Source organism: uncultured Streptococcus sp., assembly GCF_963516515.1.
GTDB lineage: Bacteria > Bacillota > Bacilli > Lactobacillales > Streptococcaceae > Streptococcus.
In genome coordinates this window covers 1-14,763 of the sequence record NZ_CAUQCJ010000023.1, presented here as the reverse complement: position 1 = coordinate 14,763, position 14,763 = coordinate 1, and the positions used below count along the sequence as shown (strand labels likewise).

The 14,763-nt window shown below is 38.4% G+C and carries 12 protein-coding genes and 1 pseudogene; 5 read left to right on the top strand and 8 right to left on the bottom strand.

The annotated features are described in order from the left end of the window. Positions 1-173 precede the first annotated feature (173 nt). From RYL77_RS05830 to pepO, 3 genes are all read right to left on the bottom strand, one after another. Positions 174-2,879, bottom strand: coding sequence for an LPXTG cell wall anchor domain-containing protein (locus tag RYL77_RS05830; protein WP_315010516.1), 2,706 nt, complete (start codon positions 2,877-2,879; stop codon positions 174-176). A gap of 409 nt (positions 2,880-3,288) precedes the next feature. Beyond that, positions 3,289-3,930, bottom strand: coding sequence for a recombinase family protein (locus tag RYL77_RS05825; RefSeq protein WP_315010514.1), 642 nt, complete (start codon positions 3,928-3,930; stop codon positions 3,289-3,291). Between the two features lie 182 nt (positions 3,931-4,112). After that, on the bottom strand, positions 4,113-6,005 hold the full coding sequence (gene pepO, locus RYL77_RS05820; RefSeq protein WP_315010512.1) for an endopeptidase PepO: 1,893 nt from the start codon (positions 6,003-6,005) through the stop codon (positions 4,113-4,115). Positions 6,006-6,185: 180 nt separating this feature from the next. Between pepO and RYL77_RS05815 the strand changes: the two genes are divergently transcribed. The 4 genes from RYL77_RS05815 (at position 6,186) to tpx (ending at position 9,443) form a co-directional block, all read left to right on the top strand. After that, entirely contained in the window at positions 6,186-6,908 is a 723-nt protein-coding gene (locus tag RYL77_RS05815) for a metal ABC transporter ATP-binding protein (RefSeq protein ID WP_000619146.1), read from the top strand. Then, positions 6,905-7,753: a metal ABC transporter permease gene (locus tag RYL77_RS05810; protein ID WP_000559776.1), complete on the top strand. Its 849-nt coding sequence runs from the start codon at positions 6,905-6,907 to the stop codon at positions 7,751-7,753. The genes RYL77_RS05815 and RYL77_RS05810 overlap by 4 nt, the downstream gene beginning before the upstream one ends. A gap of 31 nt (positions 7,754-7,784) precedes the next feature. Further along, positions 7,785-8,714 (top strand): metal ABC transporter substrate-binding lipoprotein/adhesin PsaA, encoded by a 930-nt coding sequence (gene psaA, locus RYL77_RS05805; protein WP_000733076.1) that lies wholly within the window; start codon positions 7,785-7,787, stop codon positions 8,712-8,714. Positions 8,715-8,951: 237 nt separating this feature from the next. Continuing rightward, a complete protein-coding gene (tpx, locus tag RYL77_RS05800) occupies positions 8,952-9,443 on the top strand; it encodes a thiol peroxidase (protein WP_000256026.1) in 492 nt (163 codons plus the stop codon). A gap of 184 nt (positions 9,444-9,627) precedes the next feature. Here tpx and RYL77_RS05795 read toward each other — a convergent pair. From RYL77_RS05795 to RYL77_RS05775, 5 genes and pseudogenes are all read right to left on the bottom strand, one after another. Beyond that, a pseudogene (locus tag RYL77_RS05795) lies at positions 9,628-9,786 on the bottom strand (competence protein ComA); the annotation flags it as partial. A 140-nt stretch (positions 9,787-9,926) separates the two neighbouring features. Continuing rightward, a complete protein-coding gene (locus RYL77_RS05790) occupies positions 9,927-10,559 on the bottom strand; it encodes an ABC transporter ATP-binding protein (protein WP_315010509.1) in 633 nt (210 codons plus the stop codon). Position 10,560: 1 nt separating this feature from the next. Continuing rightward, positions 10,561-12,576: a DUF1430 domain-containing protein gene (locus RYL77_RS05785; protein ID WP_315010507.1), complete on the bottom strand. Its 2,016-nt coding sequence runs from the start codon at positions 12,574-12,576 to the stop codon at positions 10,561-10,563. A gap of 95 nt (positions 12,577-12,671) precedes the next feature. Next, positions 12,672-12,974: a lactococcin 972 family bacteriocin gene (locus RYL77_RS05780; RefSeq protein WP_004260361.1), complete on the bottom strand. Its 303-nt coding sequence runs from the start codon at positions 12,972-12,974 to the stop codon at positions 12,672-12,674. A gap of 314 nt (positions 12,975-13,288) precedes the next feature. After that, positions 13,289-13,459: a PhrA family quorum-sensing system peptide gene (locus RYL77_RS05775; protein ID WP_001227862.1), complete on the bottom strand. Its 171-nt coding sequence runs from the start codon at positions 13,457-13,459 to the stop codon at positions 13,289-13,291. A gap of 192 nt (positions 13,460-13,651) precedes the next feature. On the opposite strand from RYL77_RS05775, the gene RYL77_RS05770 reads away from it, so the two are divergent. Further along, positions 13,652-14,515 (top strand): helix-turn-helix transcriptional regulator, encoded by an 864-nt coding sequence (locus RYL77_RS05770; protein WP_315010504.1) that lies wholly within the window; start codon positions 13,652-13,654, stop codon positions 14,513-14,515. The last annotated feature ends 248 nt before the right edge of the window (positions 14,516-14,763 follow it).

Below are 14,763 nucleotides of genomic sequence, written 5' to 3'. Positions count from 1 at the left end.
TTTTATTTCATCTCACTATATTTATACTATTTTAGAATTATAAAAAACGCATAATATCAAGTGTATGAAAATTTGATATTATGCGTTTTATCATGAAAAGATTTTCTAAATCATCTCCCCAAATTGATTTTTTCACAGTCTAAAATAATTGATAGATAAACTATGAATTGGAGTTATTCTGACTCCTTACGAAAGCTAAACAATCCAGCAGTTAGAGTTAACATTCCAAATAGGGTAGCGAGAATTGAGTTATTTTCTCCAGTATTTGGCAAAGTCTTAGCTACTTGTTTCGAAATAGTTTCAGTCTTAGTTACTAACGGCTCAGCTTGAGTTTTTGTACTATTTACGTCATTTCCTTTTTGTTCTGTGGTTGTTGGAGTATTACTACTATTTACAACTGGAACAGGAGTTGTACTACCTCCGTTATCACGGCTTGCGGCAACTTTAAAAGTCATAGCATAGATACTAAAGTGATTGGTTTCAAAAGTCACCTTATCGGCATTTTGTTTGAAATCAAGCGCAAACAAGCTTCCGTTTTGATTCACGTAGTAAACATTTTCCACTGGCTGGTTTGCCAACACGCTAACCGTAACCCAGCCGTTTGGCTGAATAGCCTTGCCTCTCGCGTCATACAGATGAATGTCGAATGCCTTGTATTTTTTTGATTCAAGTGAATTCGACTTGGTTTCTTCTACCCTGATATATCTGACATTTTTGAGTGTTGCTTCTGAACCATATACTTGAACGTTTCCAGCTATGCTCGAAAGAACACGAGTATTGTTTGGGATGGCTGGATTAAGCGTAGGCGTTACGGGAGTTGTCGGTGTTATTGGAGCAACTGGTGTAACTGGATTTACAGGATTTTCACTTGGCTTGACTTCTGGTTTTGCTTGGTCGGCTGGTTTTTCGGTGTGGTTCTTAAATAAGAAAACGTAAGTTTGATAAACTTCTGCGTATAAACCAAAATCTCCCTCGCTTCTTCCTCTCTCATTTAGCGAACGGCCATAAAGTGGTGTTACCTGCCTATTTTTTGAAAATTGATAGACTTCCACGTCATTGTCTTCTTTTGTAGTGCGGAAAGCCATGTAACCTTGACCTGTGATGTTAGTGTTTTTGTTTAGTTCAACATGTCCTGTTTTCCCATCAAAAATACCTGTATAAATTGTATACGCTTCATAGTTTCTACCTTCCAATTCTGGAATTTTCACTCGAATCGGATACATATACACATGGCTTTTCCTCATTTCTTCAAGAGAAAATTCCCTCCCATTTTCTTCGATCCACCTATTCGCGCTACCTATAAAGTAAGCTAATCTTGGTTTGTTATTGATAAAATCTTTTTCAGCAGTCCATATTCCATTGATAGGAGTTTCCTTCATATCACTGATAGGAAGTGGTGCTACAATATCTGCGTAGGTAACAACAGGGTGTTCCTGAACGCTTCCGTCACGTAGATGCCATCTTCTCACTGGTTTTCTGTTATTTTCCTGCGGTTGCTCTGTAGGTTTAACCTCTGGTTGAGGGTTTTCTGCTGGTTTTGGAGCTGGAACGGGTGTTTCAGCTGGTTTATTTTCAACCGGCTTGTTCTCAGCTGGTTTTACTGGCTGAGTAGGTTGTGGTTGCTCTGCAGGTTTAACCTCTGTTTGAGGATTTTCTGTTGGTTTTGGAGTTGGTGTCGGGTTGGCTGTCGGTTGTGTGTTTGCCACAGGATTGCTAGCAGGTTTTAAAGTTGTATCTTCAGCGGGCTTGATATTGTTTATCTCAGGGTTTGGAATTTCCTTAGCTATTTCATCTTTGTTGTAGATGAAATAGTAATGCAGGATATCTAGATAAAATGAACTATCAAGAACTGATTTGCCTCCATGCATATGATAGATTGATTCATAATCAACTTTAACAACACGCGGATCCGTTGATAAATCAGGGAGGTCTCGTGCTTTCTCAACATGGCTGAAAGTGTATCCCTTAATTTCAGGAGCAACAAGTTCTTTGATATGAGCATTTGAATTTCTTTGAATCTCATCATAGTCCCATTTTGTTCCAACAAGTTTAATATTACTACCTTCCTGAACGGAATTAATATGATGATTATAGCTGTCCACCAATGTATAACCACCTTCAAACTTTTCGCCATTTGGATAGGATAATTCACTTGGTGTAATATCAGAAACATGTGCTTTTTCAGTATAACCAAATTTTTTAAGCTTAGCAGCATCCATATATATAGCTTTAATGATATATTTTGGTTCTGATTGTAGAACTACTGCCGCAACAGCTTCATAAGGATCATTAGGGTTTGATTTTGTGAACGGCGGTTTCGTAATGTCAACACCTGTAGATAGATAAGCTTTTCTAGTTTCTTCAAATACTATCGCATCATGTTCTACTATACTCGAAGCTACACCTGCCGCAGCTAACGTTTCGGTTCTTTTCTTATCTTCTTCAGTGTTGAGACCTTTTACAATTTCAGCAGCAGACATTGTTAGAGTTGTGTCTATCTCTTTATTGCTAGGATCGACATCATACTTTGTCTTAAGTTCAGCTAATCGAGTTTTTTCATCAACCGATTTAAGTTCTTCCTTTGGTTTTGAAGCACTCTTACCGGTAGTTTCATCCGTAGGTGTTTCATTTTTATTCGAATTAGCAGGTTTCGAAACTTCTTTGCCTGGCTTTGGTTTTGGTTTAGCAATTGGGTCGAGCATACTGTAATCAACCCAGTTACTATTGGGTTTTGGTGTGAGTGTTGGTTGAATAGTTGGTCTCGCGGCAGCATTTGGTTGCGGCGCAACGTTTTCCTCGGCATGCACCAAAGTTGGCACTGCAGCACTAAGAGTGACAGCAGAGAAGGTAACAATACCTAGTTTAGTAAGTTTATTCATAATTTTTCCTCCTTGGGAATATATAATTGCCTTTTTAGGCTTATAAAATGACAAAATCAACTTCCTTTCAAGACCACAAAAGCAAAATTTTGAGCCAACTCATTCTCTAAACATTTAATGTTCTTGATAGAAGCCTTAAATAAACGTTCATCCATTAACTGAACAATACGTCTATCACACTATTACATATCTTAATGATTTTTAAATTTTTTGTTGCCAAAAGCTAGCTACTTCCTCTAGAGATAAGGAACTAACTGTATCGCATAACGACCCTTAAACGATACACAAAAAATGCTAGTCTAATACAGGTTAAAAACACTGTTAAACTCGCATTTTCTAAAATATTCATATTCTTATTTTGAATGTTTCGCCAAAGGGTCGTTAATCGAAACAAATTTACGGCTTTATTCTACCATTTTTCCCTGTTTTTAGCAATGATTTTCTGTTTTTTTTGACGATTGTTCGCCACTTTATTGCGTTCTAACACTTTATATAGGGTTGATGTAGAAATTTGTTCAGATTTTGCAATATTACGTATGCTTATATTTGAATGTAGATATTTGTTAAGTATCCGCTCCTCCTTTTCTTTTGAAATCCGTTTTGCTCCTAATCTAACACCATTTTCCTTAGCTTTTCGAAGTCCCTCTTTTGTGCGAAACCTCAGATTTTCCAGCTCATTTTCTGCCACAAAGCCTAAAATGATGCAAAGTAACCTGCCGATAAGAGAATCTGTTTCTAGTTTTTCATGCAAACTGACTAGCTGAATATGAGATTCATTAAATAGTTCAATAAGTTCTAGTAGCTTAAACATAGATCGAGTCAGTCTATCTAACTTATAGATAGTGAAAGTAACCTGCTTGCCATCTTTCGAAAAGTCAGAGGCCAGTTTTAAGGCTTTTGTAAGTTCAGGACGAGTGTTATTTGCACCAGATTCCTTTTCTATAAAAAGTTTATCGCAATGTTTGAGAGCTTCGATTTGCACTTTCAATCCTAGGTCTTGCTTATGAGTAGATACACGGGCGTAGCCTATGTTGATAGTCTTTTGAGACATAAAAATCCTCCTGTTATCTTGATACAGAGGGATATTTTACTATGAATTTTAAAATAAGAAAAGACTTCAATTTCATAATCCCTATGAACTACACCCCAAAAGCTAGATTATTCTATCTAACTTTTTAGGGTGTACATAGATAGGGAAGGTATAATTATAGGAGTTTTACTTGCTTATTTGCCTTACCAAATAATCACGCGCTCCTCTGGTGAACGCCACATACCGTCTCCTTCTTTGACATCATAGGTTGTAAAGAAATCATCGAAGTTTGGTACTTGTACATTGACACGGAGTTTGGCTGGTGCGTGCACATCGACGCTAGCCAAAAGTTTCATAAATTCTGGACGACCTTTCATGCGCCAGATGCGACCGAAGTTGTAGAAGAACTCTTCTGCTGAGAAGTCTGTTTCTCTCTTAGCTGCTTCAAGCGCTGCAGCGATTCCTCCCAAGTCAGCCACGTTTTCTGATACAGTCAATTTACCGTTAATGGTTGCTCCATAAGAATCCTGTCCATCAAATTGGTCAATAACTTTTTGCGTTTTCTCCTTGAAGGCAGTATAGTCACTCTCTGTCCACCAATCCTTGAGGCTACCATTTTCATCAAAGGATGCTCCGTTGGTATCAAAGGCGTGGGAAATTTCATGGGCAATAACTGCACCAATCCCACCGTAGTTAGCAGAAGATGACTGATGCAAATCATAGAAAGGTGCCTGTAAAATGGCCGCTGGAAAGACAATCAGGTTCTTCTGTGGATTGTAGTAGGCATTGACCATATGAGCAGGCATGCCCCATTCCTTATAGTCTACAGGCTGGTTCCACTTGCTCCAACTGTGCTTGATTTCCACACGCGCAAAGGCTAGAGCATTGTCAAAAAGACTAGCATTTTCATTTACTACTTTGTCCTTATAACGTTCTGGCAATTCTTCTGGGTAACCGATATAAGGCTTGATGACATTGAGTTTGACGATGGCCTTGTCACGAGTTTCAGGAGTCAGCCAGTCATTTTTAGCCAAACGTTCCTTATAGACATCAATCATAGTTGCCACTTTTTTCTCCACGTCTGCCTTGGCTTCTGGGGAGAATTTTTCATGGGCATACCAAAGACCCAAGGCTTGTTTGAATGGACCTTGTGCTAGCTGGTAAGCTGCCTTGACCTTGTCTTTGGCTTCTGGAACTCCTGAAAGCGCACGGCTATAGGCACCTGACAAGACACGAATTTCTTCTGTTAAATAGCTGGTTGAGAGATTGACAACACTTAAAATTAAGGTTGCCTTGAGGAGAGGCCAAGCTTCTTCACTATAGAATTGGTCTGCCGCTTTCCAGAAACGTTCCTCGTCTACAATAACCTTGTCTGGCACTTGTCCAAGAACCGCTTGGAAGAAGTCATCCAGAGGTAAGGCAGGCGCGAATTTCTTGAAATCTTCATATGAATATGGATGGTAGAGTTTAGCATACTCTGAACTTTCTTCATTAGAGAGCACCACTGCTGCAACTCGGCGATCCAATTCTAGTCTTTTCTCTAGCAAGTCTTCAATTTCTACATCAGAGAAATCATAAGCCTTGAGAAGATTTGCGCTGCTTTCTTTCCAAAGAATCAAGAGCTCTTCGCGCTGAGGATGGTCTTCTGCATAGTAGGTCGTATCTGGCAGGATCGTGCTTGGAGCACTAGCCCATAAAACGTTGATTCTGGCATCCATAAAGTCTGGCGATACACCAAAAGGTAGGAAGTTAGGTTTTCCAGCAAGTTCAAACTCTGCTAGTCTAGCTGTAAAATCCGCAAAAGTCTCCAATTCTTGGAATTCTTTAAGGAGTGGTAAGACAGGTGTGATACCGTCAGCTTCTCTCTTGTCAAAATCACGAACTAGGCGGTGGTATTTGACAAAGTTTGCCAAGATAGCATCCTCAGGCACCTCTTCTCCTGCCAACCACTTGTCTGTTGTCGCCAGCATCAAGTCTTCAATTTCCTGGTCTAAATCAACAAAACCTCCCGTTTGAGACTTATCTGCTGGAATTTCAGCTGTCTTTTGCCATTCTCCATTGATTGCATCATAAAAATCATCTTGATAACGTGTCATCTTGTTCTCGCTTTCATTTTTTTAAGTTATTGCTAGCTTAACAAAAATTGCTTGGGAATGCAATTAAAAATGAACTTTCTTTTTCCATCATTTTTCAGTTATTATTTTAATTTTTTCAAAAATTAACTTGACTTAATTTTTTTTTTAAGGTATATTAAGAGACAGGAGGAATATAAGTTTATGATACGTATCGAAAACCTCAGTGTCTCCTACAAAGAAACGTTGGCACTTAAGGATATTTCACTAGTGCTCCATGGACCAACAATTACCGGAATCATTGGTCCAAACGGTGCTGGGAAATCAACATTATTAAAAGGGATGCTGGGAATTATCCCACATCAAGGTCAGGCATTTCTCGATGACAAGGAAGTTAAAAAATCCTTACATCGAATCGCCTATGTCGAACAAAAAATCAATATCGACTACAACTTTCCCATCAAGGTCAAGGAATGCGTCTCGTTAGGACTCTTTCCCTCTATCCCTCTCTTTCGAAGTTTAAAGGCTAAACATTGGAAGAAAGTGCAAGAGGCCCTTGAAATCGTCGGTCTAGCTGACTACGCTGAACGTCAAATCAGTCAACTGTCTGGAGGTCAATTCCAGCGGGTCTTGATTGCCAGATGTTTGGTGCAGGAAGCCGACTATATCCTCTTGGATGAACCCTTTGTTGGGATTGACTCTGTCAGTGAGGAAATCATCATGAATACGCTGAGAGATTTGAAAAAAGCTGGGAAGACGGTTCTCATCGTCCACCACGACCTCAGCAAGGTTCCCCACTACTTCGATCAAGTCTTGCTTGTCAATCGAGAAGTGATTGCCTTTGGTCCAACCAAAGAAACCTTTACCGAAGCCAATCTCAAAGAAGCTTACGGTAATCGACTCTTTTTCAATGGAGGTGACCTATGATTGCAGAATTTATCGATGGATTACAAAAATTCCATTTCCTACAAAATGCCTTGATAACGGCTATTGTCATCGGGGTCGTAGCTGGAGCTGTGGGATGTTTTATCATTCTACGCGGGATGTCACTCATGGGAGATGCCATTTCACATGCTGTCTTGCCAGGTGTAGCCCTCTCCTTTATCTTGGGCCTTGACTTCTTTATCGGAGCCATTGTCTTTGGATTGCTAGCTGCTATCATCATTACCTACATCAAGGGAAACTCGATTATCAAAAGCGATACCGCCATCGGCATTACCTTTTCTTCTTTCTTAGCCCTCGGTATCATCTTGATTAGTGTCGCTAAAAGTTCAACTGACCTTTTCCATATCCTTTTTGGTAATATCCTAGCCGTCCAAGATACGGATATGTTTATTACTATGGGTGTGGGGGCAGCCATTCTCTTGTTAATCTGGATTTTCTTCAAGCAACTCTTGATCACTTCCTTTGATGAACTCTTGGCTAAAGCCATGGGAATGCCTGTCAATTTCTATCACTACCTTCTCATGGTACTCCTGACTCTCGTGTCTGTGACAGCCATGCAAAGTGTCGGAACTATCCTGATTGTAGCCATGCTGATTACCCCAGCTGCAACTGCTTATCTGTATGCTAATAGCCTGAAAAGCATGATTTTCCTTTCCTCAACCTTTGGAGCTACAGCTTCAGTTTTGGGACTCTTTATTGGTTATAGCTTTAACGTTGCGGCAGGTTCTAGTATCGTGCTTACAGCCGCTAGTTTCTTTCTCATTAGCTTCTTTATCGCTCCAAAACAACGATATTTGAAACTGAAAAATAAACATTTGTTAAAATAAGGGGCAAAACCCCAATAAATTGGAGGAACTAATGAAAAAATTAGGTACATTACTCGTTCTCTTTCTTTCCGTCATTGCTCTTGTAGCATGTGCTAGCGGAAAAAAAGATGCAGCTTCTGGTCAAAAACTAAAAGTTGTTGCTACAAACTCAATCATCGCTGATATTACTAAAAATATTGCTGGTGACAAGATTGATCTTCACAGTATCGTTCCTGTTGGTCAAGACCCACACGAATACGAACCACTTCCTGAAGACGTTAAGAAAACTTCTCAAGCTGATTTGATTTTCTATAACGGTATCAACCTTGAAACAGGTGGCAATGCTTGGTTTACAAAATTGGTAGAAAATGCCAAGAAAACTGAAAACAAAGACTACTTTGCAGTCAGTGAAGGCGTTGATGTTATCTACCTTGAAGGACAAAACGAAAAAGGTAAAGAAGACCCACACGCTTGGCTTAACCTTGAAAATGGGATGATTTTTGCTAAAAATATCGCAAAACAATTGAGCGCTAAAGACCCTAGCAACAAGGAATTCTACGAAAAAAATCTCAAAGAATATACTGATAAGCTAGACAAACTTGACAAGGAAGCTAAGGAGAAATTTAACAACATCCCTGCTGAGAAGAAACTCATCGTAACCAGCGAAGGATGCTTCAAATACTTCTCTAAAGCCTACGGTGTCCCAAGTGCCTATATCTGGGAAATCAACACTGAAGAAGAAGGAACACCTGACCAAATCAAGACCTTGGTTGAAAAACTTCGCCAAACAAAAACTCCTTCACTCTTTGTAGAATCAAGTGTGGATGACCGTCCAATGAAGACTGTTTCTCAAGACACAAACATCCCAATCTACGCACAAATCTTTACTGACTCTATCGCAGAACAAGGTAAAGAAGGCGACAGCTACTACAACATGATGAAATACAACCTTGATAAGATTGCTGAAGGATTGGCAAAATAATACTCTTCGAAAATCTCTTCAAACTACGTCAGCTTCCATCTGCAACCTCAAAACAGTGTTTTGAGCAACCTGTGGCTAGCTTCTTAGTTTGCTCTTTGATTTTCATTGAGTATAAGACTCTGAAAAACGTCATTCTCACATGAGCTGGCGTTTTTTCTATGCCCACATTTCCAGTCAAATCATTGGAAAATTCTAACTGTTTTAGCTAAAATGGAAGAAAAAAGATTGGAGTATCTTATGGTAACTTTTCTCGGAAATCCTGTGAGCTTTACAGGTAAACAACTACAAGTCGGCGACAAGGCACTTGATTTTTCTCTCACTACAACAGACCTTTCTAAAAAATCTCTGGCTGATTTTGATGGCAAGAAAAAAGTCTTGAGTGTCGTGCCTTCTATCGATACAGGTATCTGCTCAACTCAAACGCGTCGCTTTAATGAAGAACTGGCTGGACTGGACAACACGGTCGTATTGACTGTTTCTATGGACCTACCTTTTGCCCAAAAACGTTGGTGCGGTGCTGAAGGCATTGAAAATGCCATCATGCTCTCAGACTATTTTGACCATTCCTTTGGACGTGATTATGCCCTCTTAATCAATGAATGGCACCTATTGGCACGTGCAGTCTTTGTCCTCGATACCGACAACACTATTCGCTACGTTGAATACGTGGACAATATCAACTCAGAACCAAACTTCGAAGCCGCAATTGCAGCAGCTAAAGCCCTATAGAAAAAAAATCCTCTGTCACAAAGAGTTCACCCTGCTCTTTGAAACGGAGGATTTTTCTTATTCTTTAATTATTATTTATTTTGAAATGAATCCTTCAAAATCTTTTAGTTGAAAATTATATTTTTCAGTGAGTAACACATTATCCACTGCAACATCTTCTCCCAATGGGTAAATATTTCTTTTGAAACAGTTGTAGGAGGAAAATCTCTCCTACACTATTATTGATTCTGAGAGAAAATTGCAAAATATCATCTACCAAACTTTCAATTATTAAGATTTTTTGCAGTTTATCTGAATTAGAATCGCAAGACTTCTCAATAATATAATTGTCGAATTTTTTCAATCTAACTTCCTCTCCACTATTTCTTCCTTTATCAAGAAAAAGTTACCTCAATATTAATAAAGTACAATTCTAAATTAACTCCAATTATTGATTCCTGATAATATTTCAGTAACTCATCGTGCAATTAAAAACAAGGATTTTTATTTCAGACGATCCATCGTGAACACTTCATCAGCCATCTCCCAAATTGCCGGATTATGTGTTGCGATAATGATTAGCCTATTATCATCTCGAAGAGATAGCAAAATCTCCATAAGCAATTGAGAGGTTGCTGGGTCTATTGAAGCTGTTGGCTCATCTGCCAGAATAAAGGGTGGATTCTTTAAGATAACTTTTGCCAAGGCAACCCGTTGCGATTCTCCGCCCGATAACTCAAAGATGTGCTTATCTAGGTCAAGATAAGCCAGGCCGACCTGTTCTAAAGCCTGCTTCTGCCTCAACCGCTGTTCCGACCGACTCAACTTTTGACCAATGAGACCTAGCTTAAGGTTTTCTTCAATACTTTGGTTTTCAATTAAGCCAAAGTTCTGGAAGAGGTAGCCCAATTCGTGACGGAAAAAATCACTCGATTTATAATTGGCCAAGTCTTTACCTCGGTAAAAAATCGTCCCATCATAAGATTCTAATTTCCCAATCATGTTCATCAAGGTTGTTTTTCCGCTACCACTTGAACCAATTAAGGCATAGACTTTTCCGGCCTCAAATGTCATTGAAAGATTCGAAAATAACTCTCGTTCTCCAAAAGATTTACTCACCTGTTTAAGTTCAATCATATTAACCTCCCTTCAAAACAAGCATGGACATCTTGTTTTCTTTCTGCATTTGGACATGTAACTGTAAAAGAGATAGACCAGTAAAGAGTAACGAGACTAAGAAAGCAACTACTATCTCTACCATAAGAAATACACTCGCAACAAATCCCAGTAAAAACACACCCAGTTGAGCAAAGAGATAAGTGCGATGGATTTCTAAGAACCTGAGACCTGCAATGCGTTTGATAAAAATGGCACGTCTAAATTCTTCAAAGTAGAGCCTATTCATAGTGTTAAACAACAAGATTGAAGTTGCAATCCCAAGCACAGCTCCTGCTAGCATTACCCAACGTTCCCTCTGGATATTATCCAATAATGTGATGTAGTTGTGGTAACCTGTTTGCATTTCTGAGACCCAATTTTCAATGCCTTGTCTCTGGATAAGCTCCTGGGCATCAGACAATTGATTAAAGAGAACGTAGTTCTGTACTGCGTCTACCCAAAACAGAATGGACTGTGGACCAGTTGATTGGGGTGTTATAACAATGATGATTGGATCTTTCAAAAACTGCTGGTAAGAAATAGGGGTCGTATTATACACAAAACGATCCTGACCTGATTCTAAATAACCTACCGTAGCAGTCATTTGCTGTCGTTCATCTCGACTAGACATGCGACTGGTTAAGTCGTCTTCAAAAACAGATTTATAATGTTCTTCCTCTGAACGGAGGTGTTCAGGCAGCAATAAGACAAACTCCCCTACATCAAGGTGATTCATCTTTTGCTCAATAGTTGTATCTACAGGAATGTTTTGACGCTCCAAGTATTGCGGTGTGACGATAAGGACATTGCCATTCGGGCTGTAATCGTACCATTCTGTAGAGGTTATAAAGTTTTTGGAGGAAGCCATGCCATTTTGCAAAGTACGGTCAATTAACTGGTGTCTAGATAAGAAAGCCTTTTGTTCTGAAACAGCCAGATCCATCAATTGATACCAAGTTCTGAGTTTCCTTTGAGCTTGTTCATCAAAACCAGGACTCGTTCCTTCACGGCTGATTGATAGGGTAATCAGTTGCCTTTCCTGGCTCCAAGCCTCTTGTCCAATCCGATGCTGTTGCCAGGCTTGGGAATACTTTAAGCTACTCCCTATTCCCAGCGTTACAATAATAATCGCTAATAGTTGACCGATTAAAATCAAACTAATGACTCCTCTGACAGGCACTTGCCCTTTTATAATCTGCATCAGGTGTATCTTTTTTATCCCAACTGCGAAGAGTTGAGCGAAAAACAGGGAGATCGACAACAAGATGAGATTATAACTGAGCAAGCCTTCTCCTATGGTCATTAGGGATTGCGTTGGAAGCGACAGAATTTTTTGCATAAGAATGGCGAGCACGCCAGCTAAACTGAAACCAACAGCTATCCCTTTCAAATCCTCACCAACTGGTCTAAGGAAAATGGACCACCGTTTCTCTCCTGAAATGAGGCGAATGCCCGACGACCGTAATTGGCTAATTTGACTAATTAAAGTCAGTGCTCCAAAGGTTAAGATGAAAATCAATAGACTGATTAACTGAAATCCGTTACTAAAGATAGCCATTAACGTAGATAGTTTAGATGGAATTGTCAGGTGCATGTTAGTCAAGCCAAGTTGACTTAGCTCCTCCTTTAGCAAGTGAATATCTAGGTGTCCATCGAATACAAAATAGTTTGTTTCAACACTACTACTTTGAGCATCTTCTAGTTTTTTTTCCTGAAGCCCATCAGGCAACTTTCCGTTCCCAAAGGTCGTATAAGAAAAAACTGTAGTACCTTCTGAGTTAGGATCTTGGTGTTGAATCGCAATAAAGCTATCCGTTTCTTCTGCTAGTTTTTCCAAGCGTGTAGCAACATGTTGAAAAGTTGTTTCAGGGGAAGAATCATGTACAACAACGTTGGGGTAATAATGGGAGACATATGTATCAGTCCAAATGGTAAATACCCAAACAAAGAACAAACTAGCAAGCAGGTTGGATATGAGTATAAATAATTTTTTCATAGTGCATTCCTTATTCTAAAATAGAGGACAGAAATACCCCTGCCCTCTATAAACTAACAAGCTTACTAAACTATTGATAAAAGAATCTTCTTCAATTATTCTTGCCATCCCGCATCAAATGTAACTTGCTCCCCAAAATTTGTATTAATAAACGCATAGGCCGCACTATGTGCTCCTGCATAAGCTGTCTTTTGATTGTCACGTCCATTACTTCCAACATAGGCCCAGTGATCCTCTGAACCATGATAATAATTCGAAAATGCTCCCCAATTATTTGGATCATGATAGCCTCCATAGGTCCACTCGCCACCACGGTGAGAAGCTGCCAAAACAGGAAGAGCCAAACTAACTGCCAAAACGGCAAGGGATGATGCAACTACTTTTCTAAATTTTAACATATTATTACTCCTCTAAATGAAATATTATGAAAATGAGCGAAATGCAACTACATATTTTAATTAGAAATCTCAGTCTGAATTATAGTATCCTATTTTTTCCTCCTTTCTAACTGCACGTTCCTTTCTACAGGCAGAGACCTAATTTTATAAACTAATCTTAAATACTTTAGATTTTGTAACTCATAATTTTCAACAGTTGGTTAGCTATGAAAGCATTTTATCAAACATCTCCATTCTTATATCTATCTGGTATTGTTACAAGCTCTCATAAGAATACCTTTCTCTAAATAGTTGAATTTTAAAGTAATACGAAATCAATCAGCCTTCCCAACATCAAGACCATTGGACTTCTTTTGTGATTGCACTCGAATCTCCAATTGTTTATTCTTCTGAATGAATTGTTGGTAAGGAATTGTATTACTAAACATAAAAACACCTAGTAATGCAAATGTAACTAATTTTTTAATTCCACGTTTTTTTCTCATGCAATGAAACCGCTTTCTATTTCCTTGTTTTTATTCTATCATATATATATTATTTAGTCAACTATTTTTATTACATTTTTAACTTTTTTTTCTTATTATTACCATGAAGAATTTTTTTATTCCTTTAACTTGCTATTTTGAACTAAAAATTTTATAATGAAATTAAGCAAATAGGAAGGTTTATTATCTTTAATGAATACACTCGCTGAGAAATTCAGATTGAAAAGAAAAGAGTTAGGTCTCTCCCAACAAACTCTTGCAGAAGGAATTTGTGAACAAAGCCAGATTAGTAAAATTGAAAGAGGTCATTTTATTCCCTCTGCAGACCTTTTGTTCAAACTCTCACAACGACTTGAAGTCCCTTTGGATTACTTTTTCAATGAACAAATTGAAATTAAATCTAACCTCTCTAATTTCAAGCAATTATCTGCTCGACTATTAGATGACAGAAATTATGACAATTTGGAATATATTTATAGAATAGAGATTGAACGAAGTACTTTTCTAACACTAGAAGACCGAACTTACCTTGAATGGATTAAAGCTATTATTGACTTCTGTCAATATGACAGTAAGTGTGAGGCAATTTCTTCATTGGAAAATATATTATTAAAAGTCTCCTCAAATACTCTGATTTATTTAAAGGCATTGAATACTCTATCTAATTTCTATTCCTTAGTGGGTCGTGAACAAGAATATGAGGCAAACTACTCTCATTTGATGGAGTTATATCAGACAAAAAATTTTGAGAATCAAGAGTTTTTATTTGGCTACATCAGAGTTCGTTACAACTACGCTCACTACCTAGTGTCAAAGGAAAAATATAACGAAGCCATCCAAGAAGCTCTTGAGACGATTGAACTCTGTAAACAAAGACAGACAAGCTACCAACTGGCTCCCCTACTTATTCTTGTAGGAAATGCTGGAGCCAAATTTCTAGACAAAGAACAAGTCAAAAATTATTATATAGAAGCAAGAGAGTTATGTAAGATTTATAACAATCCTTTAATGTTGATGAAGATAGAAAATTATTTGAAGGAATTAGATACTGTTTAGTTAATCTTGACATTATAGTTTTTCTGAAACGTTAAATAACCTGTAAGGCTGATAGTGAAATTAATACTATCAGCCTTATTATTATGTGACTGTTAGTCCGTCTCGCTCCGCTAGGTGCGAGACAAAAAAACTCCAAACGCGATACAATAAAGGTGTTCAATCCAATTGTAAAGCGAAAGGAGAAAAATATGGAACAAAAGGCTCATAGTTTATCGCACACAAAGTGGCACTGTTCTATCACATTGTGT

What these genes read in the sequence shown, in the direction of transcription:
- RYL77_RS05785 (WP_315010507.1), bottom strand. Translation starts at nt 12,576, where the DNA reads ATGAAAAAATTATTTATACTCATATCCAACCTGCTTGCTAGTTTGTTC.
- RYL77_RS05790 (WP_315010509.1), bottom strand. Translation starts at nt 10,559, where the DNA reads ATGATTGAACTTAAACAGGTGAGTAAATCTTTTGGAGAACGAGAGTTA.
- RYL77_RS05775 (WP_001227862.1), bottom strand. Translation starts at nt 13,459, where the DNA reads ATGAGAAAAAAACGTGGAATTAAAAAATTAGTTACATTTGCATTACTA.
- psaA (WP_000733076.1), top strand. Translation starts at nt 7,785, where the DNA reads ATGAAAAAATTAGGTACATTACTCGTTCTCTTTCTTTCCGTCATTGCT.
- RYL77_RS05830 (WP_315010516.1), bottom strand. Translation starts at nt 2,879, where the DNA reads ATGAATAAACTTACTAAACTAGGTATTGTTACCTTCTCTGCTGTCACT.
- RYL77_RS05770 (WP_315010504.1), top strand. Translation starts at nt 13,652, where the DNA reads ATGAATACACTCGCTGAGAAATTCAGATTGAAAAGAAAAGAGTTAGGT.
- RYL77_RS05780 (WP_004260361.1), bottom strand. Translation starts at nt 12,974, where the DNA reads ATGTTAAAATTTAGAAAAGTAGTTGCATCATCCCTTGCCGTTTTGGCA.
- RYL77_RS05825 (WP_315010514.1), bottom strand. Translation starts at nt 3,930, where the DNA reads ATGTCTCAAAAGACTATCAACATAGGCTACGCCCGTGTATCTACTCAT.
- RYL77_RS05815 (WP_000619146.1), top strand. Translation starts at nt 6,186, where the DNA reads ATGATACGTATCGAAAACCTCAGTGTCTCCTACAAAGAAACGTTGGCA.
- tpx (WP_000256026.1), top strand. Translation starts at nt 8,952, where the DNA reads ATGGTAACTTTTCTCGGAAATCCTGTGAGCTTTACAGGTAAACAACTA.
- pepO (WP_315010512.1), bottom strand. Translation starts at nt 6,005, where the DNA reads ATGACACGTTATCAAGATGATTTTTATGATGCAATCAATGGAGAATGG.
- RYL77_RS05810 (WP_000559776.1), top strand. Translation starts at nt 6,905, where the DNA reads ATGATTGCAGAATTTATCGATGGATTACAAAAATTCCATTTCCTACAA.